Here is a 22,428-nt window from a genome sequence, read left to right on the forward strand (position 1 = left end):
GCGCCAGGGCCGGCTTAGCTCAGTTGGTAGAGCACCTGATTTGTAATCAGGGGGCCACGGGTTCGAATCCTGTAGCCGGCACCATCACCCGATTTGCTTTCATTGATCGTCACCCCCTGCACGCGGGGGTCCAGGGCGTTTGTGCGCGGCCATCGCGTGGGCCGCTCTGGATTCCCGCCTTCGCGGGAATGACGAGGGTTTTGGCATGACGGTGGAGGCGTTGAAGCCGACCGAGGTGTGATCAGAACAGCGTCGTCAGGCCGTAGAACAGCGCGCCCACGGCGGCGGAGGCGGGGATCGTGATGATCCATGCCACGACCACGCTCTGCGCCACGCCCCAGCGCACGGCAGACGCGCGGCGGGCGGTGCCCGCGCCGATGATCGCGCCGGTGACGGTGTGGGTGGTCGAGACGGGGACGCCCAATGCCGAGGCGCCGAACAGCACGATCGAACCCGCAAACGAGGCGCTGAAGCCCTGATGCTGCGAAAGCTTGGTGATGCGCCCGCCCATCGTCTCGATGATCTTCCACCCGCCTGTCAGCGTGCCGAGCCCGATCGCGATATAGCAGCTGATCGCAACCCAGTGCGGCACTTCGAACGGGCCAGTGAGGCGACCGGTGGAATAGAGCAGGACCGTGATGATCCCCATCGTCTTCTGCGCATCATTCAAGCCGTGGCTGAGCGAATAGGCGGCGGACGAGACGAGGTGCAGATAGCGGAAGCGCGTTTCCGCCGTGCGCGCGGAGGAGCGGCGAAACAGCCAGCTGGTGATGAGCATGACCACCATCGCCAGCAGCATGCCGATCGTGGGCGAAAGCACGATGGCGATCAGCGTCTTGTTCAGTCCGCTCCACTGGATGCCCGAGAGGCCCGCATGGGCAAGCCCCGAGCCGATCAGACCGCCGACCAGCGCGTGGCTGCTGGAAGAGGGAATGCCCTTGAGCCAGGTGAGGATGTTCCACACCGAGGCCCCGATCAGCGCGCCGAAGACGACTGCGGGGGTGACGAGGTCCTTGTCGATCAGGCCCTTGCCGATAGTCGCGGCCACGGCCTGGAGGCTGGGGAAGGTGATCGTCAGGAAATAGGCGCCAGCATTGAACACGGCCGCGAAAACGACCGCCTGCACCGGCGTGAGCAGCCGGGTGGCGACCACCGTGGCGATCGAATTGGCGGCATCGTGCAGGCCGTTCAGGTAATCGAACGCGAGCGCGATCGCGATCAGCCCGACGAGCAGCGGGAAAGCAAGCTCGTGCATGGCTTACGAATGGTCGATCACGATGCCGTCGATCTCGTTCGCGGCATCTTCAAAGGCATCGACGATGCGTTCGAGGTGCTTGTAGACCTCGCGCTCGACCACGAAGCGCAGCGTATCGGTGGCGCCATGATCGCGCAGCGCACGGCGCAGGCCCGCTGCGTGGATCTCGTCCGCATGCGCTTCCATGCGCACAAGCCGTTCGGTCAGTTCATGAAGTCGCGCTCCGTTGCGCCCGACATCGCGCAGCAGCGGCACGGCCTCTGCCATGACGCGGGCGGCATCGACGATGATCGCGGCCATATCGCGCATTTCGGGGGCGAACGTTTTCACCTCATAGATGCTGATCGCGTTGGCGGCGGCCTGCATCTCGTCCACCGTATCGTCCATCGCGCCGATCAGGCTGGTGATCGCGCCGCGGTCGAACGGGGTGAGGAAGGTCTTGCGCACCGTTTGCAGCACGGTGCGAGTGATCTCGTCAGCGTCGTTCTCGCGCTCGTTGATCTCGCGGATGTGATCGGCGCTGGATGAGCCTTCTTCGAGCAGCCGCGCCATCGCATCGGAAGCGGCGAGGACTGTGGTGGCGTGAGCCTCGAACATATCGAAGAAGTTGCCCGATTGGGGCAAGAGACGCTGAAACCAGGCGAACATCGATCCGATCCGTGTGTGGTGCGCCACGGCCCCTAGCACACTCGTGCGCTGTGTCGCTGCCCTGAATTCGGATGCGGCGAAAGATTGGATGAGATCGCGCAGATCGGGCTCGTCCACCGCGTCTGCCGCTTCGGCCAGCGTGAACCAGCGGCGCTCGCGCTGGTGCTGTTCCTTCCACGCGGGCATTTCGCGCGTGACAGCAAGCGGGAAGACATCGACATCGACCATCAGCGAGGCGCCGTTGCCGCGCTTCTTGCGGTAGCGGTAGCTGCCGAGCGGGGTGGGGCAAGCCGCCCCGGCAACGCCCGCTTCCTCTTCCGCTTCGCGCGCTGCGGCGAGGTGGGGCAGCATCGACGCGCTGAGATTGCCCTTGGGAATGACCCAGCGCTTCGTCTCGCGCGAGGTGACCAGCATTACGCGCACCCCCGCATCGGCGGCGACGTCTTCGAAGCGATAGGGCAAGGCGGCGATCTGTCTGATGGTCAGGCTCCCGGAATCCGGCAGTCTCTAGACCATCGGTTGCAATCGAATGCCAGTTTCGTGACAGGATTTTGACAAGATATCGTCAGAAATCCGGTGCAATCTTCAGACGATCCCCGCCCCAAGCCCCACGACCTTGCGTTCCTGTGCCTTGCGGCTGCGGTATTGGCTGAGGCGGAAGGCCTCCAGCACATCGATCGCGCCGCCCGCCTCCAGGCGCGCCATGGCGAGGATGGGGGCGACATCGGTGTTGTAGGCGCGGCGCAGCGCCTGAAAGGCCATCATCGTATCGTTGGCTTCCTGCGCGGCATGGAGCGCGGCGCGGTCCACCAGTGCGGCTTTGGCGTAGCACTGGGTGATCGTCTCGGCGGACGAGAGCATCGATTCAATGGGATCGGTGACGTTGTGCGACTGGTCTATCATGTAGCTGGGGTTGAAGCCCCCTTCCCGTTCATTGGCGCGCGGATTGGCTTCGGCCTCGGCCAGTTCGTTGAACACGAGGAACAGCTGATGCGGGTTGATCGCGCCTGAATCGAGATCGTCGTCGCCGTATTTGCTATCGTTGAAGTGGAAGCCGCCGAGCTTCCCGAAGCGGTGGAGGCGTGCGACGATCTGTTCGATATTCACGTTCGGCGCGTGGTGGCCGAGATCGACGAGGCACTTGGCCTTGGGGCCGAGCTCCTGCGCGGCGAGGATCGAGGAGCCCCAGTCGGAAATGACGGTGGAGTAGAACGCGGGCTCGAACATCTTGTGTTCGAGCAGCATGCGCCAGTCGTCCGGCAGCGCGGCGTAGATCTGCGCGGCGGCTTCGAGATAGCGGTCTAGGCTGCGGCCGAGATCCTGCTGGCCGGGGAAATTGGTGCCATCGCCGACCCAGACGGTGAGATCGGTGGAGCCGAGCTGGCGGCCGATTTCGATGCATTCGATGTTGTGCTCGACGGCTTGGCTGCGCGTCGCGGCATCCTGCGCGGCGAGTGAGCCGTTGGCATAAGTGTGGGGCTGGCCGGGCTGGTCCTGGAAGGTGTTGGAATTGACCGCATCGAAGCCGAGGCCAAGCGCGGCGGCCTCTTCGCGCAGCGCCTTGTAATCGCTCACCTTGTCCCACGGGAAATGGGGCGAGACGCGCGGGGTGCTGCGGCCGAGCTGCTGGATGACGGCGCAGTCTTCCAGCTTTTCGTGAATGTTCGTCGGCTCGCCAGGGATCGGAAACTTGGCAAAGCGCGTGCCGCCGCGCCCCGCGCCCCATGAGGGGACGGCGACGGAGAAGGCCGCGACCTTGGCCTTGATGGCATCGATTTCGATCCCGGTGCGGGCGAGTTTGCGACCCAAGGCGGCGTAGTCGTCTTCCAGTGCCTCGCGGTGGACGTGGTTGCGGTCTGCGATGAGGTCGGACGAGATGGGCAGCTCAATCATCGTATTCCTTTCTGCCGCTCCCTACAGGTGCGGGACAATCACTCTCTCATCGTCCGTCACCCTGAACTTGTTTCAGGGTCCATCGTGCCGGATACGCGGCGCTATCTGGAAGACGGCAAACCGCGAGGCTTGGTTCTCGAACTCGGCACTCCGTTCAGGCGGAGAGATGGACCCTGAAACAAGTTCAGGGTGACAAGGGTGTTTGTGGATCTGATGTTTATCGACATCACCGCGTGAACGCCTGCACGTTGCCTGCGTCAACATTGATCATGTTGCCGGTGGACTTGGCGGAAAGATCGGAAGCGAGCCACGCGGCGGCTTCGGCGATGTCTTCGGGGAGCACATCGCGCTTCAGCATCGAGCGGTTGCGGTAGTGGGCTTCGAGCTCCTCGCCCGCATCGACCTTGTTGGCGGCGGCGCGTTCGCGGCGCCAGTCGCCGTCCCAGATGCGACTGCCGCGGATCACGGCGTCAGGGTTCACGATATTGACGCGGATGCCATCGGGCGCGCCTTCCAGCGCAAGGCAGCGCGCGAGGTGGTTGGCGGCGGCCTTGGCCGAGGCATAGGCGGAGGCCCCGGCGGCGGCGGCTACGGCGTTCTTCGAGCCGATGAAGACGACCGACGAGCCGCCCTGATCCTTCATGCGCTTGAGCAGCGGCCATGCCGCGCGGGCGGTGAGGAAGTAGCCCTGCGCGAGGACATCGTGGTTGCGGTGCCAGAGGCTTAGGGTCGTTTCCTCGATGGTGGCGGAGGAGGCGATTCCGGCATTGGCGACGAGCATGTCGAGCCCGCCGAATTCGCGCGCGCAAGTGGCGAAGGCGGCGGTGACGGCGGCTTCGTCGGTAACGTCGAAGGTGGCGGTGCGGATCACATCCTTGCCGAACTGCTGCGCGAGGCCTGCGCGGGTGGCCTCCAGCGCATCGCCGTCGCGGTCGGCCAGCAGCACGCAGGCGCCTTCCTTAAGGAGGCGCAACGCGGTGGCGGCGCCGATGCCCCCTGCCCCGCCGGTGACGAGCGCGATGCGGCCGACCATGGGCTTTGGCGCGGGCATGCGCTGGAGCTTGGCTTCCTCGAGCAGCCAGTACTCGATGTCGAAGGCTTCCTGTTCGTCGAGCGCGATGTAGTCGCCGATGGCTTCCGCGCCGCGCATGACGTTGATGGCGTTGCCATAGAATTCTCCGGCAAGGCGCGCGGTGGTCTTGTCGGATGCGAAGGTGATCCGGCCAAGGCCCGGCACCAGCACGACGACCGGGTTGGGATCGCGCATGGCAGGGGAGTTCGGCCGTTTGCAGCGTTCGTAATAGGCGGCGTAGAGCGCGCGGTAGTCCGCCAGTTGCTGCGCGAGGTAGGTGTCATCCGTCAGGCGGGCGGGATCGAGCGTGAGGGGGGCGATCTTGGTGCGCAGGAAGTGATCGGGGCAAGAGGTACCGAGCGCGGCGAGGCGCTGGAAATCGGCGTTGCCGGTGAATTCGAGCGCTTCGGCATCATCCGAGAAGTGGCCGAGCTTGCGGCGAGTGCCCGTCATCAGCCCGCGCAGGCGGGGCATGAGATCGGCGGCAATGGCGTGGCGGTCCGGATGCGGGGCGACGATCTGGCCGCCGAACGCGGGCTTTCCGGCCATCGCCTTGTTGAGATAGCGGGCGGCATCGGCGATCAGGCTGATGGTGTGTTCGTAGGCGGCCTTGGCGCTGTCCGCCCAGCAGATCACGCCGTGGCCGGCCAGCATGACGCCCTGTACGTGCGGATTGGCGCGGACATAATCGCGCAGCATCACGCCAAGGGTGTAGCCGGGGCGTTTCCACGGCAGCCAGCCGATCCTGCCGCCCCAGATCGCCTGCGTTGCCGCCTCACCGCCCGAGCTGGCGGCGAGCGCGATGATCGCATCGGGGTGGACGTGATCGACGTGGGCGAAGGGCAGCAGCGAATGCAGCGGCGTATCGATGCTGGCGGCGCGGGCATTGAGGTTGAAGGTGCAGTGGGGGAGAAAGCCGACCATTGTGTCGTCGTCGTCCGGGCCGGAATAGTGCGCTTCGAGGGCGAGGAGCTTGTCCTGATAGAGCGTGGAGAAGCCGTCCAGTTTCATCGAGCCGATATCGCCGCCCGAGCCTTTGACCCAGAGGACAGGGACTTCGGCACCGGTAAGAGGATCGGTGCCGGTGAGCTTGGCGGACGTGTTGCCGCCGCCGAAGTTGGTGACGGTAAGGTCGCTGCCAAGGAGGTTGGAGCGATAGAGGAGCAATTCCTCAGGCCGCAGCGTGGCGGCGTGGGCGTCGTCCCAGCGGCTGACGGGCACGGCGAAGGGGATCGCGGGAGCTGAGCTTGAAGGCATTGGGGGGGTATGGGCGTTCATCACAGGCATCCGGCAGCGGCAGCGAGGCTGCCTTCGAAGCGGTTGCTAACATTTCTACTGGAAACGATCAATATTGATTGATAATGATCGTTTCAGATAAGGGGAGACGGGCGCTGAACGAGGGCGCTTTCATCGTGATCGATATGGGCAAAAGCCTGAGCAAGGTCTCGCTGTGGGACCGCGCCGGGCGTCGGCTCGACGCGCGTGCGCGGCCCAATGCGGTGGCGGGCGCCGTGCTCGATGTGGCGGGGATTTCTCGCTGGCTGGTCGAGGCGCTGGGGGCGTGGGCGGCACATCCGGTTGAAGCGATTGTACCGGTAGGCCACGGCGCCGGGGTCGCGGCGCTTCGGGATGGCGCGCTGGCCTTTGCGCCGCTTGACTATGAAGCGGCGATTCCGACAGACGCGATGGCGCGCTACCGGGCTGCGCGGGATCCGTTCGGCGTGACGGGCTCCCCTGCCCTGCCCCACGGATTGAACCTTGGCGCGCTACTGTGGTCGCTTGAGGAACAGGGCGCGCTGGCGGGGACGACCCTGCTGCCCTGGGCGCAATACTGGGCTTGGTTTCTGAGCGGAGTGGCGGTGAGCGAGGTGAGCTCGCTTGGGTGCCATACCGATCTGTGGGAGCCGGCGGCGGGCGGGTTTTCGCCTTTGGCCAAGCGCATGGGCTGGGCCGCGCAGTTTGCGCCGCTGGCCCATGCGGGCGATGTGGTGGGCATGCTGAAGCCGGAGATTGCGGCGGCAACGGGGCTCTCCCCGCAAGTGCGCGTGCTGGCCGGGGTCCACGATTCCAACGCGGCGCTGCACGGGGCGCGCGGGTTTGCCGAGATTGCGGACCACGAGGCGACGGTGCTTTCAACCGGCACGTGGTTTGTCGCGATGCGGCGGGCGCAGCGGAGCGCACCGGTTCTGCCGGAGGGGCGCGATTGTCTGGTGAACGTGGACGTCGAGGGGCGCGCGGCGCCTTCGGCGCGATTTATGGGCGGGCGGGAGATCGAGATCGCGGCAGACGGTGCGGCGGTCGATGCGCTGGCGGAGCAGGCCGAGCTGATCGCGGCAGTGCCGGAACTGCTGGCGAATGGCGCGATGCTGCTGCCGACTCTGGCGCCGGGCTGCGGGCCGTTCCCGGATCACGCGGCGCGGTGGATTGGCGAGCCGGATGACCGGCGCGCGGCGGCGTGTCTTTATGCCGCGCTGGTGGCGGATGCTTCGCTCGACCTGATCGGCGCGCGCGAGACACTGCTGGTGGAGGGTCGCTTTGCCGGAGCGCAGGTCTTCGTGCGAGCGCTGGCGGCGCTGCGGCCGGACATGCGCGTGATGGTCGCGGATGGGCCGGGCGATGCGGCGTTCGGCGCGCTGCGGCTGGCCAATCCGGGGCTGGTGCCATCCGCCGAGTTGCGGCAGGTGGAGCCGCTGGCCGGCGATCTCTCTGCCTTTCGCGCGCGCTGGCGGATGGAGACTGCGCCGTGATCATCGCCAATATCGCCGATTTCCGCGAAGCCGCACGGCGGCGGCTGCCGCACTTCCTGTTCGAGTATCTCGATGGCGGTTCCTATGCCGAGGAAACGCTGCGGCGGAACGTGAGCGATCTGGCGGGGATTGCGCTGCGGCAGCGGGTGCTCGCCGATGTGGCGGATATCGATCTTTCGGCGGAGCTGTTCGGCCGAAGCCAAGCGATGCCGGTGGCGCTCGCGCCGATCGGGCTGGCGGGGATGAACGCGCGGCGGGGCGAAGTTCAGGCCGTGCGCGCGGCGGAGAAAGCCGGGGTGCCGTTCACGCTCTCGACCGTCTCGGTCTGCCCCTTGGGGGAAGTGGCAGGAGCGGCGAGCAAACCCTTCTGGTTCCAGCTCTACATGATCCGCGACCGGGGGCATATGCGCGCGCTCTTGGCGGAGGCGCGGGAGGCGCAGGTGAGCGCGCTGATGTTCACCGTGGACATGCCGGTGCCGGGCAGCCGCTACCGCGATGTGCGCTCGGGCCTTGCGGGGGCTTCGGGACTGATGGGCGATCTGCGGCGCGCTGCGCAGGCGGCGATGCGGCCCGGTTGGGCGTGGGACGTGGGGCTCTGGGGCCGTCCGCATCACCTTGGCAATATTGCGCCCGTGCTGAAGGGGCGGACCGGCCTTGAGGATTTCTTCGCGTGGATGCGCGCGAACTTCGATCCCTCGATCCATTGGCGCGACCTCGATTTTATCCGCAGTGAGTGGTCTGGACCGCTGATCATCAAGGGAATCCTCGATCCCGAGGATGCGCGGCAGGCCGCCGAAGTGGGCGCCGATGGCATTGTGGTTTCCAACCACGGCGGGCGGCAACTCGACGGCGTGCTTTCGAGCGCGCGCGCCTTGCCGCCGATTGCCGATGCGGTGGGCAACCGGCTGACTGTGCTGGCCGATGGCGGCGTGCGGTCAGGCCTCGATGTGGTGCGGATGCTGGCGCTGGGCGCGAAGGGCGTGCTGCTGGGGCGGGCATGGGCCTTTGCGCTGGCGGCGGGCGGCGAGGCCGGGGTTTCGAAGATGCTGCGCCTGATCGATGCGGAAATGCGCGTCGCCATGGCGCTGACGGGCGTAACGCGGGTGAGCCAGATCGGCCGGGACAACTTGGTGAGGGGATAGCGTTTGAGCGAGGCAGCGCACGGGAAAACCGCATGGCGTGACACGATTCTGGCGGGGCTCGCCAACTATATTGATGCGGGCTCGATCGTGGCGGGATCGGTGGCGCTGGCGCTGTGGCAGGAGCATTATCACCTTTCGCCGGGGTTCCTCGGGCTGCTGGGCGCGTTCGGGCCGAATGCGATTGGTGCGGGCGTGGGCGCGCTGGTGGGCGGGATCCTGTGCGACCGGCTGGGGCGCAAGACGATCTACCAGTGGGACATGCTGATCTACGCCGCGGGCATGGCGCTGCTCGTCTTTGCCGTGGCGCCGTGGATGATCGTGGCGGGGTTCCTGATCGTGGGGCTGGCGGTGGGCGCGGATATTCCGGCCTCGTGGTCGCTGATTGCCGAGGGTGCGCCCGATGGCGCACGGGCGCGGCATTCGGGTATGGCGCAAGTGCTGTGGTACCTGGGGCCGGTCGTGGTGCTGCTGATGAGCCTCGCGCTGACAGGGCTTGGCGAGCTTGGCGCGCGGATCGTTTTTGCGCATCTGCTGGTCATTGCGATTGCGCTGGCGTTCCTGCGTTCGCGCATGGCGGAATCGGTGCGGTGGAAGGAAGCGCAGGCATCGGGCGAGCAGCGGCCGCCGATATCCTCGCTGTTCAAGGGCAAGCACCTCGGCTCGATCCTTGGCCTTGTCGGCATGTACGGCTTCTGGAACTTGTGGGCGGGGACCAACGGGTTCTTCTTCCCCTATATCCTGCGCACCGTGGGCGCAGCGACGCAGGCGCAGGCGGTGGGCATTCAGGCGCTGAGCTTTGCCATCGGGATGGCCTCCATCGGGCTCGTGTTCATGCAATTGGCGGACCGGGTGAACCAGCGGACGCTGTTCGCGATCTCGGCGGCGGTGCAGGTGGTGGGCATGGGGCTGCTGGCGGTCTTCCCGCTGACGATCCCGGTGGCGCTGCTCTATGTGTTCCTGCTGCAGTTTGGCGGCGGGTTTGGCGCGCAGAGCTTTTTCCAGCTGTGGAGCGCGGAGATGTTTCCGACCATGCTGCGCTCGACCGCGCAGGGGGTGTGCTTTGCCATCGTGCGGGTGAGCCTTGGCGTGTTCAGCTTCTTCGTTCCGCTGCTGACGGCGACGGGCTTTACCACGCTGGCGGTGATCCTGACGGGGTTCCTCATTGTCTCGGGCGTGATCGGCTTTGTGTGGGCGCCGCGCAATGAGGGCAAAAGCCTTGAACAACTCGAGGCCGAGCGGCATGACGGTTTTTGATTGCATGTAATCAAGGGGGCACGGGTGCACGCGGCGGAACGCGAAAAGGTGATCGTCGAGGCGATGCAGGGCACCGGCTTCGTGACCTATCGCGAACTGGAAGCGACGCTCGATGCCTCGCCCGCGACGATCCGGCGCGATCTGGCGCGGCTGGAGGATGCCGGGGCCATCGTGCGGGTGCACGGCGGGGCGAAGCTGGCCGAAGGGCCGCGCGCGCCGGTGCTGCAACTGGCGGGCACGCCGTTCGACCAATCGATCAACCGCAACATGGCCGCCAAGCGCGCCATCGGCGCGGCGGCGGCAGCGCTGTGCGAGCCGGGCGAAGGCGTGATGATCGACGGCGGCACGACGACCTTGCAGATGTGCCCGCATCTGGCGGGGCTGGGGCTGCAGGTGCTGACCAATTCGCTCCACATCGTGAACGCGCTGCTGCCGCAGGCGGGCACGCGCATTCTGGTGCCATCGGGCACGGTGTTTCGCGAGCAGAACATTATCCTCGCGGCGGCAGGCGAGGAATCGATGCCGCGCTTCCACGCGCCCAAGCTGTTCATGGGCGCGGCTTCGGTGGGGCCGCAGGGGGTAATGCAGCAGGACGTGGTGCTGGTGGCGGCGGAGCGGCGGCTGATCGACCGGGCGGAGCAGGTGATCCTGCTGGTGGATTCGGCGAAGTTCGCGAGCGGTTCGGGCACGATTGTGTGCGGGCTGGATGAAGTGGATGTGCTGGTGACCGACGCGGGGATCGCGCCGGATCATGCGGCGATGGTGAAGGCGGCGGGGGTTGAGCTGGTGGTGGCGGGGTAGACCCGTTTTCCCCCAACCGCTAACCCTGAGCTTGTCGAAGGGTGCTGGCGCGACGGTTGCGTGTGATGCTTCGACAAGCTCAGCATGAGCGGTTCTGGGGTGTGTTGGGCGGCCCTCAATCCGGCGTCAGCACCATTTTCAACGCCCCTGCCTCGCGCGCTTCGAACAACCGATAAGCCTCCGCGCCTTCGCTCAAGGGCATGCGGTGGGTGATCGTGCGTTCGGGTTTCAGGCGGCCGGACTGGACGAGCGGGAACAGCGCGGGCAATTCCTCCGGCACTGAGCAGGTGCCGATGCGGAAGGTGAGGCCGGCGGCGAAGGCGCGTTCCAGCGGGAAGGCAAAGCGGCGCGATTGCTGGACGCCGATGACCGAGACTGTGCCGCGCGGGCGCACCAGCCGCAGCGCGAAATCGACCGTCGCGTCGCTGCCGACGACTTCGACGACGCAATCGAGCTTGCGGCCTTTCGTGTCCACCTTGATGCGTTCGAGCGCTTCGCCCGGGTGGAGCGCGATCGCGCCCGATGCTTCCGCCATCGCGCGGCGTTCGGGGATCGGATCGACGGCGTAGACCACGTGCGCGCCCATCACATAGGCGCTTTCGACCGCCATCAGGCCGATGGGGCCGAGGCCGATGACGGCGACCGACGAGCCGGGCCGTATATCGGCCTGGCGCGCGCCGAACCATGCCGTCGCCAGCGCGTCGGTCATCATCAGCGCCTGATCTTCGCTGACGCCTTCGGGGATGGGGACGGCGTTCATGTCTGCGGCGGGCACGCGCACGGCTTCGGCCTGCGAGCCTTGCAGGCGGGCGGAGAGGCCGTAGCAGGCACTGGCATTGAACTCGCAGGTGTGGACCACGCCCGCGAGGCACGAACGGCAGCGGCCGCAGCCGACCGCAGCGGGGAGCATGACGAGATCGCCGACCTTGTGGCGCTGGACCGCGCTGCCGACTTCGACCACTTCGCCCACCGCCTCGTGGCCGACACAGAAGCCCTTGTCCTCCGAAAAGCCGTGGCCGTGGTAGATGTGCAGATCGGAGCCGCAGATCGAGCAGGCGGTGACGCGCACCACGGCGTCTGCCAGCGATTGGGGCGCGGGATCGTCCATGCTTTCATAGCGGACATCGCGCGCGCCGTAGTAGCGCAGGGCTTTCATGCGCAGAGACCTTTCCGTGCTTTCGCCCCGCCATACCGCAACCAATCCCGCTCATGCTGAGCTTGTCGAAGCATGCTGGCGCAGCGCTTGCGGCAAACACCCTTCGACAAGCTCAGCGTGAGCGGAGTGGGGGCGGCGGGGAAGTGCATTCGACTGTGATTCACAGCGTGAGTCCTCCATCGACGATGAGCGTCTGCCCGGTGACATAGGCGGCGAGCGGCGAGGCGAGGAAGAGGACGGCACCGGCCATGTCTTCCGGCGTGCCGAGGCGGCCTTGCGGGATGCGGGCAATGGAGCCAGCGAGGCGCTGCGGGTTCTGGGTCGTGACTTTGGTGAGCTTGGTATCGACGAGGCCGGGGGCGATGCCGTTCACGCGGATGCCCTCCCCCGCCCAGGCATTGCCAAGCGTGCGGGTGAGGCTGACCGCGCCGGCCTTGGACGCGGCATAGGCCGGATTGCCGACATTGGCGCCGAAGCCCGCGACCGAACTCACCGTGATCAGGCTGCCTCTGGTCTCCGCGAGTTGTGATTTGAACTTGCGCGCGCAGTTCATCAGGCTGTCGAGGTTGATTGCCATGACCTTGTCCCAGCCCGCCTGCTCGAACTCGCCGCGCTTGTAGACGACGGTGCCCTGCGAGAGGACGAGGACATCGAGGCTGGCGAAGGGCAAGGGCGCGGCTTCGATCGCGGCGGGATCGCCGACATCGACGCAGGTGTAGCCGAGACCGGCGAGATCCGAACCCTCGGCGGGATCGTAGTCCTGCGCCCGCGCCCGCGTGCCCCAGACATGGACCGCCGCGCCGCGCTGGCGGAAGGCGTGCGCCACGCCGTTACCGATGCCGCTCGATCCGCCGACGACGAGGACCTTGCGGCCGGTGAAATCGGTATCGCCGTTCATGTACACACTCTCCCCCGGGGCCCTCCGCCCTCTTGCACCTCCTTTTCGGCAGGGAGCGCGGTGTGCGCAAGAGGGCGCGCCGTTCGTTCAGCAAAGTCCCATTGAATATGAACAGAGGCCAACGACACATTCAGCCTCATGCCACGGCGAATCAGGCAGAATCGCTCCATCGACACCAGTGAAGGGGTAGTACGATGAAGACGATGACCAAGGTTCTTGCCACCGCGCTCGCACTCGGCAGCGCTGTGACTCTCGGCGGTTCGGCCAGCGCACAGGACTGGCGCGGCAATGGATATGGCTATGCTCAGCCCGGAGGCGGCGGCTGGCAGGGTTATCCCGGCGGTACCTGCTCAGGCCAGCGCGGCTATGGGCTGGAGCGCGAGTTGCGCTTCAAGACCAGCCGGGGCCTGATCGATTACCGCACAGCGCAGCGCATCCAGCGAGATATCGACCGGCTGCAGTGGAAAGAGCAGCACGAATGCCGGGAAGGCGACTGGCGCGCGGTGGGCAAGATCAACCGCGATTATGACCGGATCGATCACTGGATCGACGAGGCGGCCGGGCGTCGCTGGGGCTGGTGAACCGCCCGCGCCCCACCCGAAACCTTACCCGCGGCCGCGATAGGACGCGACCCCCTGATCGGGCACCCACAGCCCGGCGGGGGGCGCGTCGGATTGCCAAAACACATCGATCGGGATGCCGCCGCGCGGATACCAGTAGCCGCCGATGCGCAGCCAGCGCGGGCTCATTTCGGTGAACAGCCGCTGGCCGATGCCGACGGTGACATCCTCGTGGAAGCCGGCGTGATTGCGGAACGCGCCGAGGAACAGCTTCAGCGACTTCGATTCCACGATCGTCTCGCCCGGCGCGTAGTCGATCACGAGATGCGCGAAATCGGGCTGGCCGGTCACCGGGCAGAGCGAGGTGAATTCGGGCGCGGCAAAGCGGACCAGAAACAGCGCCCCGGCGCGCGGATTGGGCACGTAATCGAGCACGGCCTCCTCGGGCGAGGCGGGCAGGCTGCTGGTCTGGCCAAGGTGGAGGGGGGTGGCGCCGATATCGGTCATGGCTGGTCCTTTCTTGCGCCGCGCCTTTGCACCGGCGGAGACGGCGGAGCAAGCGGGCTGTCTGAAGGGGAAAGGGGTTTCTCGCAGAGGCGCAAAGGTGCGGGAAGAGCGCAAAGAGGCTGCGCGGCCAGTCGGCGGCAGCATTGGGCAGGCGGCGCACGATCTATCTTGCGGCTTCGCCGCTGCACTCCGCTCCTCGGCGGTCTCTGCTTCCTTCCTGTTCTCTGCGAGAAACCCTCCGGCAAGGAATGGCGGATTCGCAACATTTTTGGCGTGACGGCAGCAGGGGGCGGGTCTAGTCTCGTCCCCAAGGACCCGCACAGACGGGCCGCACGCAGGACGGAGCTAAGCACATGGATTCCCTGGTCTCGACCCAGTGGCTCGCCAACGAGCTGGGCGCGAGCGATCTGCGCATCGTTGATGCCAGCGCATTCCTACCCGAGCACGGCCGCGATCCGGTGCTGGAATACGAGGCGTGCCACATCCCCGGCGCGGTGTTCATGAACCTGGCGGAGCTCACCGATCCGGCGCGGCCGGGGCTCAATATGCTGCCCAGCGCCGAGCGCTTTGCCAGCAAGATGCAGAGCCTGGGCCTCGGCGATGGCAGCCGGATCGTGCTCTATGACGATAGCCCGGTGAAGACCGCCACGCGCGCGTGGTTCATGCTGACGATGTTCGGCGCGACCAACGTGGCGCTGCTCGATGGCGGGATCGCCAAGTGGAAGGCAGAAGGCCGCAAATGCGCGCAAGGGCGCGAAACGCTGCGGCACCGGCATTTCACCGTGTGGAGCGATGACCGCACCGTGCGCAGCAAGGAAGACGTGCTGGCGAACCTGAGCAGCGGGCGCGAATTGGTGATCGATGCGCGCGGCCCGGGGCGGTTTACAGGCGAAGTGGCCGAAGTGAAGCCGGGGCTTGCCAGCGGGCACATTCCGGGCGCGCGCAATGTCTATTACGCCAGCCTGTTTCGCCCGGATGGCACGTGGAAGAGCCTGGGCGACATCCGGGATGTGTTCGAGGCGGCCGGCGTGGACCTCACCCGCCGGATCATCACCAGCTGCGGTTCAGGTGTGACCGCCAACGTGCTGATCTTCGCGCTGCACCTCATCGGCAAGGATGATGTGGCACTCTATGACGGCAGCTGGAGCGAATGGGGCGCGGATCCGGAGACGCCGAAAGAGACGGGCGCGGCGCGGTAGGGGCATCTTCGGAAAGGGTCCGTTTCCAACCGTTCTCTGCTTTGCAAGCCGTCTGGCGCGTGGCAGTTTTGTAGGCGGAGTGGAAAGTCGGGCTTTGCCAAGTGCTTTCCCCCAAACTTGAGTGGGAAGTCCGGCCTGGCTGTGAGTGCTTCCCCCGACTGTGTGGGGAGGCCCGGCAATGCTGTGTGCCTCCCCCCGATCCTCTAATCGATTTTGGCCCCCTCTTGGGCCTGGTTCAGGAACCTGCCTCGCACTTCCCTTCCCCGCTCACCCTGAGCGTGTCGAAGGGTGTTGGTGCAGCCGTTGCGCAAGATGCTTCGACAGGCTCAGCATGAGCGGGCTTTGGCGCAGGTCTGGGTTTGGGTTGGACTGCGTGATTCCCTTCGCCGGAAAATGCCCCTAAAGGTGGCGCATGGCGGAACATGACAGCGAAAACCTCGGCACCGGCACGCGGCTTGTGGGCGTCGGCCGGCGGGCCGAATGGACGGGCACGGCGGACCATCCCGGTGCGGTGGTCAATCCGCCGGTCTTCCGGGCGAGCACGCACCTCTATCCCGATATGGCGGCGCTGAGGGCGCATCCGGCCAACGAGGACGGCAAGTTCTACTATGGCCGCCGGGGCGCGCCGACGCAGTGGGCCTTGGCCGAGGCGTTGACGGCGCTGGAGCCCGGAGCCGAGGGCACAGTGCTGTATCCCTCGGGCGTGGCGGCGATCATGGGCGCGCTGCTCACGGTGCTGCGGCCGGGCGATGTGCTGCTGATGATCGACAATGCCTACGAGCCGAGCCGGGCCATGGGGCGCGGCCTCCTCAAGGATTTCGGCGTGGAGACGCGCTGGTTCGATGCCGGCGATCCGGCGGCGTTCGAGGCGGCGATCTGCCCGCGCACCAAGGCGGTGCTGCTGGAATCGCCGGGCAGCCTCACCATCGAAGTCTGCGACGTACCGTCGCTTTCCGCCATCGCCAAGGCGCGCGGGCTGACCGTGGTGCTCGACAACACCTGGGCCTCGCCATTGGGCTTTCCGGCGCTGGAGCGCGGGGCGGACATTGCGATCATGAGCCTGACCAAGCATGTCGGCGGGCACTCCGACGTGATGATGGGCAGCGCGAGCGCGGGGCCGGAATGGCACAGGAAGCTGCGCGTGCGGGCACAGGGACTGGGCAATGTCGTCTCGCCCGATGATGCCGCGCTGATGCTGCGGGGGCTGCGCACCATGGGGCTGCGGCTGGCGCAGGAGACGACCTCGGCACTGGCGATTGCGCAATGGCTGGAAGGGCGGCCGGAGGTGGCCAAAGTGCTCTGCCCGATGCTGCCGGGGTCGCCGGGGCATGACCTGTGGGAGCGCGATTTCACCGGTGGCTGCGGCCTGTTCAGCTTCGTACTCAAGGGCGGAACCTCCGCAGCGCGCGACGCGCTGATCGATGCGCTGGCGCTGTTCGGCATCGGCTTTTCGTGGGGCGGGTTCGAGAGCCTGGCCACCCCGGTCGATCCCGCGCCGATCCGCACCGCAAGCCCCTGGCCGCTGCCCGGGCTGGACGAAGGCGACCGCTTTGGTGTGCGGCTTTCGATTGGCCTTGAAGATACGGCCGACCTGATCGCCGATCTGGAACGCGCGCTGGGCGTTTGGAGTGAGGCGGCATGAGCGAGTGGACCAAGCTGCGCCGCACGGTGACCGAATGGGCTGCCTCGCTCGACGATGTCGGCTTCGATGTCGGCCGCACGCATATCTCGCTGTTCAACGCGGTGTGGATGATCGTCGTCGTCGTGCTCGTGATCGTGTTCGGGCGCGTGGCCGGCCGGATCGGGCGGCGCACGGTCCGCAGCATGAAGGGCCTAGACGGGACGCAGCGCGCGCTCGGCGAGAAGCTGATGACGGTGACGGTGTGGACCATCGCGGTGCTCGTCGGCATAGATGCGGTGGGGATCAATCTCACCACGCTGACGGTATTTTCGGGCGCCTTCGGCCTCGCAGTCGGCTTTGGTTTGCAGAAGACTTTCGGCAACCTGATCGCGGGCGTGATCCTCCTCATGGACCGCTCGATAAAGCCGGGCGACGTGATCGCAGTGACCGACACCAAGGGTAGCACTTTCGGCGTGGTGCACAGCATCGGCGTGCGCGCGGTTTCGGTGACGACGCGCGATAACCGCGAAATCCTGATCCCGAACGAAATCCTGATGACCACGCAAGTGGAGAACTGGTCGTACTCCTCGCGGCTGGTGGGGATCACGATTCCCATCGGGATAGCCTATGAAAGCGACCTGGACCTTGCGGAAAAGCTGCTGCTGGAAGCCGCGCTGACCGTACCGCGCGTGCTGCGCGACCCGGAGCCTTCGATCCTCCTCAACGCCTTCGGCCCGAGCGCAATCGAGCTCCTCATCTACATCTCGATCGACGATCCGGAAAACGGCGTCGGCAACGTGCGCTCGGATGTACTGAAGGCAACGTGGCATGCGCTGAAGGACAGCGGGGTAAGCATTCCGCTGCCGCAATCAGACGTGACGCTGCGGGATTCGGATGGGCTGCGGGTGCTGTCCGAGGCGCTGGGGCGTGGAACCCTGACGTAAGCGGTCTTTCGTCCCCACCCCGTTCGGGGGAGGCTGGGTGGGGGTGCGCTACTCTTGAAGGGCGAGCGCCGCTCCCCCTCCCCCATCCCCTCCCCGCCGGGAAGGGGGGCTGGCCGGTCAGAGAGCGTTAGCCTGCGGGGCCCCTCGCCGGACGGTAGACGCGGTATTCGATGCCAAGCCCCGGCAGGACGCGGCCTTCACCGACGAAGAACGTTGTGTTGACCCAGCTGTAGCGCGGGTCGCCGGTCTCGATCCTTGGATTGGTGCAGAAGTATTGATCGGCGAACTCGGTGCCGGTGCCGTTTTCGATGGCGCCCATGACGGCCGCGTTCATTTCGAGCAGGCCGAAATACTGGACGTAGAGAAAGGCCCCATCCGGGGTTTCGACTTGCGCGCGAACGTCGACCCTCAGGAAGCCGTCGGGCCCGATCAGCGCCCACTCGCCGCCGCCGCGGATGGTGCCGTTCAGGCGCTCGCCGACCACTTCGCCGCCGTCGATCTCGTAGTACATGCGCGTGCCGATGGGGCCAGCACCGATCGGCAACGGCGGCTTCAGACCGGCTCTGAAAGTGAACTCGTGCACCAGTTCCATTCGGCTTCTCCCCTGTTTTATAGCCTGTTGACAGTATCACCTGTTCGGGCAGCGAACACAGGAAAACGTCGGCGTCGGCAGAGGCCGGCCGCGCGCTAAAGCTTACCTAGCCGCCCCCCTAGCTTTCCTCGCTGGCGATTGCGCATCGGAGCGACCATCTGGCCGCCATGGACAGTGCGCCCAACAGAATCGGAACCGTCTACCTCGTAGGCGCAGGCCCGGGTGATCCGGACCTTTTGACGCTGCGTGCGGCGCGTTTGCTGAGCGCGGCGACGCTGGTCGTGCATGATGGCCTGGTCGATCCGGCGATCATGGCAATGGTCCCCGAGGGCGCGCGGCTGGTTTCAGTGGCGAAAAGCCGCGCACGGCACACCATGCAGCAGGACGATATCAACGCGCTGCTGGTGCGTGAGGCGCTGGCGGGGCACGATGTGGTGCGGCTCAAGGGCGGCGATCCGTTTATCTTCGGGCGCGGCGGTGAAGAGGCAGAGGCCTGCCATGCCGCCGGGGTTCCGGTTCAGGTCGTGCCGGGTGTGAGCGCGGCGCTGGGCGCAGCGGCGGCGGCGCAGATTCCGCTGACGCACCGCGAGAACGCCTCGATCGTCAGCTTCGTGGCCGGGCAGTGCAAGGGCCTCGCCGATCAGAACTGGGCCGGCCTGGCGGGCGTGGGCCGCACGCTGGTGATCTACATGGGCGTCGCCACGAGCGATGCGATTGCCGAGAAGCTGATGGCCGACGGCCTTGCGCCCGACATGCCGGTGGCGGTGATCGAGAACGCGGCGCGGCCTTCGATGCGCGTGCTGCGCGGCGCGCTCGCCGGGCTTGGCGCGCTGGTCGCCGAGCAGAAGGTCAAGAGCCCTGCCCTCATCGTGATCGGCGAAGTGACCGCGCGCGAGCGGCATCTGGAACTTGCAAGGATAGCGGAGAACGCTGCGTGAAGATTTTGACGGGGAATGATCTGGCATCCGGCGATGTCGTCTGGTGGGACGGCAAGAGCTGGTCGCGCGATGTGAATGATGCGGTGGACGTAGGCGATGCCGCGGCTGCAATCCTCGCTGCCGAGGAAGCTGCGCAGCGCGTCAACGCGAGCTATGCGATTGCCGCGACCAAGACCGCCGAGGGCGTCCGCCCCGCGCATATCAAGGACCGCATCCGGGCGCTTGGCCCGACCGTGCGGCTCGACCTTTCCCTCCGCCCCGGCGATCCCGACGCCGCGAAGCAGGTGATCTGAACATGTACCAGTATGACGAATACGATCAGGCGATGGTCGATGCCCGCGTGGAAGAATTCCGCGGCCAGGTGGCGCGGCGCATGGCGGGCGAGATCACCGAGGACCAGTTCAAGCCGCTGCGGCTGAAGAACGGGCTCTATTTGCAGCTGCACGCCTACATGCTGCGGGTGGCCATCCCTTATGGCACGCTCAACGGGCGGCAGATGCGCCTGCTCGGCGATATCGCGCAACGGTATGACCGCGGCTATGGCCACTTCACCACGCGGCAGAACATCCAGTACAACTGGATCAAGCTCGAAGACACGCCGCAGATCCTCGCGGATCTCGCGACGGTCGAGATGCATGCGATCCAGACAAGCGGCAACTGCATCCGCAACATCAGCTCGGACCACTTTGCCGGAGCGGCGGCGGACGAGCTGGTCGATCCGCGCCCTTATGCCGAGCTGCTGCGCCAGTGGTCGAGCTTCCATCCGGAGTTCGATTACCTGCCGCGCAAGTTCAAGATTGCGGTGATCGCGAGCGATACCGACCGCGCGGCGATGCGGCTGCATGATATCGGCATCCAGATCGTGACGAACGAAGCGGGCGAGATCGGTGCGCGCTTCCATGTCGGCGGCGGCATGGGGCGCACGCCGATGATCGCCCCGGTGATCCGCGAGTTCGTGCCTGCGCTGCAGATGGTGAGCTACGCCGAGGCCTGCCTGCGCGTCTACAACCGCTATGGCCGGCGCGACAACAAGTACAAGGCGCGGATCAAGATCCTTGTCCACGAGATCGGCGCGGACGAATACCGCCGTCAGGTGGAGGAAGAGTTCGCGCATATCCTCACTCTGGGGCTGGAGCCGCCGCAGGCCGAGTTCGAGCGCATTGCCGCGTTCTTCGCCGATCCCGGCCTCGAGAGCGGGCTGGCAGACGGCTATGACCGCAGCGATCCGGACTTTGCGGTGTGGGCGGACCAGAACACCGCCGCGCACAAGCAGGCGGGCTACAAGGCGGTTGTCATCAGCCTCAAGCCTGCGGGCGGCATTCCGGGCGATGCCACGGCGGACCAGATCCGCCTGATGGCTGACCTTGCCGAAGCCTACAGCCTCGACGAACTGCGCGTGACACACACGCAGAATATCGTGCTGCCGCATGTAAAGCAGAGCGATCTCTACGCGCTGTGGCAGAAGCTCGATGCGGCGGGCCTTGCCACCGCGAACCTCGACCTGATCGGCGATATCATCGCCTGCCCGGGGCTCGACTATTGCAGCCTTGCCAATGCGCGTTCGATCCCGCTGGCGCAGAAGATTTCCGAGCGGTTTGCCTCGCCCGAACGGCAGCGCACGCTGGGCGAACTGAAGCTCAAGATTTCGGGCTGCATCAACGCCTGCGGGCACCACCACGCGGGCCACATCGGCATTCTCGGCGTCGATAAGAAGGGCACCGAGAACTACCAGCTGCTGTTTGGCGGCTCGGAAGCGGCGGATACTTCGCTCGCGCAGATCGTCGGCCCCGGCTTCAGCGAGGACGGGATCGTCGATGCGATCGAAACCGCGACCGAAGTCTACCTGAAGTCGCGCGCCGAGGGCGAGCGCTTCATCGATACCTACCGCCGCATTGGCGCTGCGCCGTTCAAGGAGGCGATCTATGGCTGAGACTTTGCTGCGCCTGCGCGTCGATTCGGCGAGCGGCGCCCCCGTGCTTTCGCTGGCGGACTTTCTGGCGTCCGACAACGCGGCGGCCGTCCGCATCGAGCCGGGCGAGGACGCGCGCGCGCTGCTGCCGCATCTTTCGCGTCTCGCGCTCGTCGAGGTGAGCTTCCCGGCCTATGGCGACGGGCGCGGCTATAGCTCGGCGCGGATCCTGCGCGAGCATGGTTACAAGGGCGAGCTGCGCGCGGTGGGTGATGTCCTGCTCGATCAGCTGAGCCACATGAAGCGCTGCGGGTTCGATGGCTTTGCACCCGCCAAGCCGATCGCGCCCGAAGCCGCGCAGCAGGCCTTCGCGACCTGGCCCGATGTCTATCAGAAGACGGTGGACGGCCGCTCGCCCATTTGGGCCAAGCGCCATGGCCTCTGAACAGACGAGAGCCGTAGACCGGATCGCGACCGCGCCGCGCTTCACCGAAAGTGACGCGATCCGGCTCAACAACCTGTTCCGCGGGACCGACACGCCCGAAATGCTGCGCAGCGTCCTCAAGGACAAGCTGATCGGCGAGGTTGCCGTTGTCTCCAGCTTCGGCGCGGAAAGCGCGGTGCTGTTGCATCTGATCGCTCAGGTGGACCCGTCGATCCCGGTGATCTTCCTCGAAACACACAAGCATTTCCCGGAAACGATCACCTATCGCGACGCGCTGGTGGCCCATCTGGGGCTCACGAACCTCCTGATCGTCGAGCCGGACATCGATCTGGTCGCCAAGAAGGACGAGAACGGTCTGCGCTGGTCGTGGGACCCGGATGGCTGCTGCGATCTCCGCAAGGTGCAGCCGCTGGCCCGCGCGCTCCTGTCGTTCGATGCCTCGATCAGCGGGCGCAAGGGCTTTCAATCGGCCACGCGCAGCGGCCTCCCTCGCTTCGAGATCGACCGCACCGATGCGGAAGGGCGGCTGAAGTTCAATCCGCTCGCCTCGTGGAACTCCGAGGACCTTGAGGCCTACATGGCGCTCCACGATCTGCCGCGCCATCCGCTGGTGGCGCAGGGCTATCCCTCGATCGGCTGCGCCCCCTGCACCAGCAAGGTCGCCGCCGGAGAAGACCCGCGTTCGGGGCGCTGGAAGGGCTGGGACAAGGTGGAGTGCGGCATTCACGTACCCGGTTCGCCGGACAGCACGGCAACCGATGGCGAGCTGCCGCCGGGGTATGATCCGGCGTTCTGAGGGATTTCCCTCACCATTGAGCACCTTGCCGCGCCCTCGCCCCAAGGCCTA

At 66.3% G+C, this 22,428-nt stretch carries 21 protein-coding genes and 1 tRNA gene; 14 read left to right on the plus strand and 8 right to left on the minus strand.

The window, feature by feature from the left end; all coding sequences use genetic code 11:
• The first annotated feature begins 8 nt into the window (after window positions 1-8).
• Window positions 9-84 (plus strand) — tRNA-Thr (locus ACO06X_RS06965).
• A gap of 157 nt (window positions 85-241) precedes the next feature.
• Here ACO06X_RS06965 and ACO06X_RS06970 read toward each other — a convergent pair.
• The 4 genes from ACO06X_RS06970 to ACO06X_RS06985 all read right to left on the minus strand — a co-directional run bounded on the left by ACO06X_RS06970 (window position 242) and on the right by ACO06X_RS06985 (window position 6,089).
• The gene (locus tag ACO06X_RS06970) at window positions 242-1,255 is read right to left on the minus strand and encodes an inorganic phosphate transporter (protein WP_421839215.1); all 1,014 of its coding nucleotides are present in this window, start codon (window positions 1,253-1,255) and stop codon (window positions 242-244) included.
• Between the two features lie 3 nt (window positions 1,256-1,258).
• A complete protein-coding gene (locus ACO06X_RS06975) occupies window positions 1,259-2,383 on the minus strand; it encodes a DUF47 family protein (RefSeq protein ID WP_421839865.1) in 1,125 nt (374 codons plus the stop codon).
• A gap of 105 nt (window positions 2,384-2,488) precedes the next feature.
• Window positions 2,489-3,796: an L-rhamnose catabolism isomerase gene (rhaI, locus tag ACO06X_RS06980; protein ID WP_421839216.1), complete on the minus strand. Its 1,308-nt coding sequence runs from the start codon at window positions 3,794-3,796 to the stop codon at window positions 2,489-2,491.
• A gap of 226 nt (window positions 3,797-4,022) precedes the next feature.
• Window positions 4,023-6,089 carry a bifunctional rhamnulose-1-phosphate aldolase/short-chain dehydrogenase gene (locus tag ACO06X_RS06985; protein WP_421839217.1) on the minus strand — a complete coding sequence of 689 codons (2,067 nt, stop codon included), beginning with the start codon at window positions 6,087-6,089 and terminating at the stop codon, window positions 4,023-4,025.
• 140 nt (window positions 6,090-6,229) lie between these two features.
• Between ACO06X_RS06985 and ACO06X_RS06990 the strand changes: the two genes are divergently transcribed.
• The 4 genes from ACO06X_RS06990 to ACO06X_RS07005 are packed head-to-tail and all read left to right on the plus strand — an operon-like array spanning window position 6,230 to window position 10,812.
• Entirely contained in the window at window positions 6,230-7,615 is a 1,386-nt protein-coding gene (locus ACO06X_RS06990; RefSeq protein ID WP_421839218.1) for an FGGY-family carbohydrate kinase, read from the plus strand.
• Window positions 7,612-8,757, plus strand: coding sequence for an FMN-dependent L-lactate dehydrogenase LldD (lldD, locus tag ACO06X_RS06995; RefSeq protein ID WP_421839219.1), 1,146 nt, complete (start codon window positions 7,612-7,614; stop codon window positions 8,755-8,757). Before ACO06X_RS06990 ends, lldD begins: the two co-directional genes overlap by 4 nt.
• Before the next feature lie 3 nt (window positions 8,758-8,760).
• A complete protein-coding gene (locus ACO06X_RS07000; RefSeq protein WP_421839220.1) occupies window positions 8,761-10,011 on the plus strand; it encodes an MFS transporter in 1,251 nt (416 codons plus the stop codon).
• A complete protein-coding gene (locus ACO06X_RS07005; protein WP_421839221.1) occupies window positions 10,012-10,812 on the plus strand; it encodes a DeoR/GlpR family DNA-binding transcription regulator in 801 nt (266 codons plus the stop codon). It abuts the gene before it with no gap.
• Between the two features lie 115 nt (window positions 10,813-10,927).
• Here the strand turns inward: ACO06X_RS07005 and ACO06X_RS07010 are convergent, their stop codons facing one another.
• Window positions 10,928-11,968 carry an alcohol dehydrogenase family protein gene (locus ACO06X_RS07010; protein WP_421839222.1) on the minus strand — a complete coding sequence of 347 codons (1,041 nt, stop codon included), beginning with the start codon at window positions 11,966-11,968 and terminating at the stop codon, window positions 10,928-10,930.
• Window positions 11,969-12,128: 160 nt separating this feature from the next.
• A complete protein-coding gene (locus ACO06X_RS07015; protein ID WP_421839223.1) occupies window positions 12,129-12,866 on the minus strand; it encodes an SDR family NAD(P)-dependent oxidoreductase in 738 nt (245 codons plus the stop codon).
• 194 nt (window positions 12,867-13,060) lie between these two features.
• Between ACO06X_RS07015 and ACO06X_RS07020 the strand changes: the two genes are divergently transcribed.
• A complete protein-coding gene (locus ACO06X_RS07020; protein WP_421839224.1) occupies window positions 13,061-13,447 on the plus strand; it encodes a histidine kinase in 387 nt (128 codons plus the stop codon).
• Window positions 13,448-13,471: 24 nt separating this feature from the next.
• Here the strand turns inward: ACO06X_RS07020 and queF are convergent, their stop codons facing one another.
• Window positions 13,472-13,933, minus strand: a complete 462-nt coding sequence (gene queF / locus ACO06X_RS07025) for a preQ(1) synthase (protein WP_421839225.1) — start codon at window positions 13,931-13,933, stop codon at window positions 13,472-13,474.
• Window positions 13,934-14,286: 353 nt separating this feature from the next.
• On the opposite strand from queF, the gene ACO06X_RS07030 reads away from it, so the two are divergent.
• From ACO06X_RS07030 to ACO06X_RS07040, 3 genes are all read left to right on the plus strand, one after another.
• Complete coding sequence (locus tag ACO06X_RS07030; RefSeq protein WP_421839226.1) at window positions 14,287-15,132, plus strand: sulfurtransferase; 846 nt, start codon at window positions 14,287-14,289, stop codon at window positions 15,130-15,132.
• Between the two features lie 412 nt (window positions 15,133-15,544).
• Entirely contained in the window at window positions 15,545-16,774 is a 1,230-nt protein-coding gene (gene metC / locus ACO06X_RS07035; protein ID WP_421839227.1) for a cystathionine beta-lyase, read from the plus strand.
• On the plus strand, window positions 16,771-17,697 hold the full coding sequence (locus ACO06X_RS07040) for a mechanosensitive ion channel family protein (RefSeq protein ID WP_421839228.1): 927 nt from the start codon (window positions 16,771-16,773) through the stop codon (window positions 17,695-17,697). Before metC ends, ACO06X_RS07040 begins: the two co-directional genes overlap by 4 nt.
• Before the next feature lie 127 nt (window positions 17,698-17,824).
• Here ACO06X_RS07040 and ACO06X_RS07045 read toward each other — a convergent pair whose 3' ends face one another.
• Window positions 17,825-18,289 (minus strand): DUF3237 domain-containing protein, encoded by a 465-nt coding sequence (locus ACO06X_RS07045; RefSeq protein ID WP_421839229.1) that lies wholly within the window; start codon window positions 18,287-18,289, stop codon window positions 17,825-17,827.
• Window positions 18,290-18,456: 167 nt separating this feature from the next.
• Here ACO06X_RS07045 and cobA point away from each other — a divergent pair, with 167 nt between their 5' ends.
• The 5 genes from cobA to ACO06X_RS07070 are packed head-to-tail and all read left to right on the plus strand — an operon-like array spanning window position 18,457 to window position 22,377.
• Window positions 18,457-19,227: a uroporphyrinogen-III C-methyltransferase gene (cobA, locus tag ACO06X_RS07050; protein WP_421839230.1), complete on the plus strand. Its 771-nt coding sequence runs from the start codon at window positions 18,457-18,459 to the stop codon at window positions 19,225-19,227.
• Window positions 19,224-19,520 (plus strand): DUF2849 domain-containing protein, encoded by a 297-nt coding sequence (locus ACO06X_RS07055; RefSeq protein WP_421839231.1) that lies wholly within the window; start codon window positions 19,224-19,226, stop codon window positions 19,518-19,520. The genes cobA and ACO06X_RS07055 overlap by 4 nt, the downstream gene beginning before the upstream one ends.
• 2 nt (window positions 19,521-19,522) lie before the next feature.
• Window positions 19,523-21,157 carry a nitrite/sulfite reductase gene (locus tag ACO06X_RS07060; protein ID WP_421839232.1) on the plus strand — a complete coding sequence of 545 codons (1,635 nt, stop codon included), beginning with the start codon at window positions 19,523-19,525 and terminating at the stop codon, window positions 21,155-21,157.
• A complete protein-coding gene (locus tag ACO06X_RS07065) occupies window positions 21,150-21,581 on the plus strand; it encodes a DUF934 domain-containing protein (protein ID WP_421839233.1) in 432 nt (143 codons plus the stop codon). The genes ACO06X_RS07060 and ACO06X_RS07065 overlap by 8 nt, the downstream gene beginning before the upstream one ends.
• Window positions 21,571-22,377: a phosphoadenylyl-sulfate reductase gene (locus tag ACO06X_RS07070; protein ID WP_421839234.1), complete on the plus strand. Its 807-nt coding sequence runs from the start codon at window positions 21,571-21,573 to the stop codon at window positions 22,375-22,377. Before ACO06X_RS07065 ends, ACO06X_RS07070 begins: the two co-directional genes overlap by 11 nt.
• Window positions 22,378-22,428 lie beyond the last annotated feature (51 nt).

The sequence above is a fragment of the Novosphingobium sp. genome (assembly GCF_965229225.1).
GTDB lineage: Bacteria > Pseudomonadota > Alphaproteobacteria > Sphingomonadales > Sphingomonadaceae > Novosphingobium.

Coding starts and splice junctions, on each gene's coding strand:
- ACO06X_RS07060 (WP_421839232.1), top strand. CDS start 19,523: ATGTACCAGTATGACGAATACGATCAGGCGATGGTCGATGCCCGCGTG.
- metC (WP_421839227.1), top strand. CDS start 15,545: ATGGCGGAACATGACAGCGAAAACCTCGGCACCGGCACGCGGCTTGTG.
- ACO06X_RS07015 (WP_421839223.1), bottom strand. CDS start 12,866: ATGAACGGCGATACCGATTTCACCGGCCGCAAGGTCCTCGTCGTCGGC.
- ACO06X_RS06990 (WP_421839218.1), top strand. CDS start 6,230: ATGATCGTTTCAGATAAGGGGAGACGGGCGCTGAACGAGGGCGCTTTC.
- queF (WP_421839225.1), bottom strand. CDS start 13,933: ATGACCGATATCGGCGCCACCCCCCTCCACCTTGGCCAGACCAGCAGC.
- ACO06X_RS07065 (WP_421839233.1), top strand. CDS start 21,150: ATGGCTGAGACTTTGCTGCGCCTGCGCGTCGATTCGGCGAGCGGCGCC.
- ACO06X_RS07040 (WP_421839228.1), top strand. CDS start 16,771: ATGAGCGAGTGGACCAAGCTGCGCCGCACGGTGACCGAATGGGCTGCC.
- ACO06X_RS07045 (WP_421839229.1), bottom strand. CDS start 18,289: ATGGAACTGGTGCACGAGTTCACTTTCAGAGCCGGTCTGAAGCCGCCG.
- cobA (WP_421839230.1), top strand. CDS start 18,457: ATGGACAGTGCGCCCAACAGAATCGGAACCGTCTACCTCGTAGGCGCA.
- ACO06X_RS07010 (WP_421839222.1), bottom strand. CDS start 11,968: ATGAAAGCCCTGCGCTACTACGGCGCGCGCGATGTCCGCTATGAAAGC.
- ACO06X_RS07070 (WP_421839234.1), top strand. CDS start 21,571: ATGGCCTCTGAACAGACGAGAGCCGTAGACCGGATCGCGACCGCGCCG.
- rhaI (WP_421839216.1), bottom strand. CDS start 3,796: ATGATTGAGCTGCCCATCTCGTCCGACCTCATCGCAGACCGCAACCAC.
- ACO06X_RS06970 (WP_421839215.1), bottom strand. CDS start 1,255: ATGCACGAGCTTGCTTTCCCGCTGCTCGTCGGGCTGATCGCGATCGCG.
- ACO06X_RS07030 (WP_421839226.1), top strand. CDS start 14,287: ATGGATTCCCTGGTCTCGACCCAGTGGCTCGCCAACGAGCTGGGCGCG.
- ACO06X_RS07020 (WP_421839224.1), top strand. CDS start 13,061: ATGAAGACGATGACCAAGGTTCTTGCCACCGCGCTCGCACTCGGCAGC.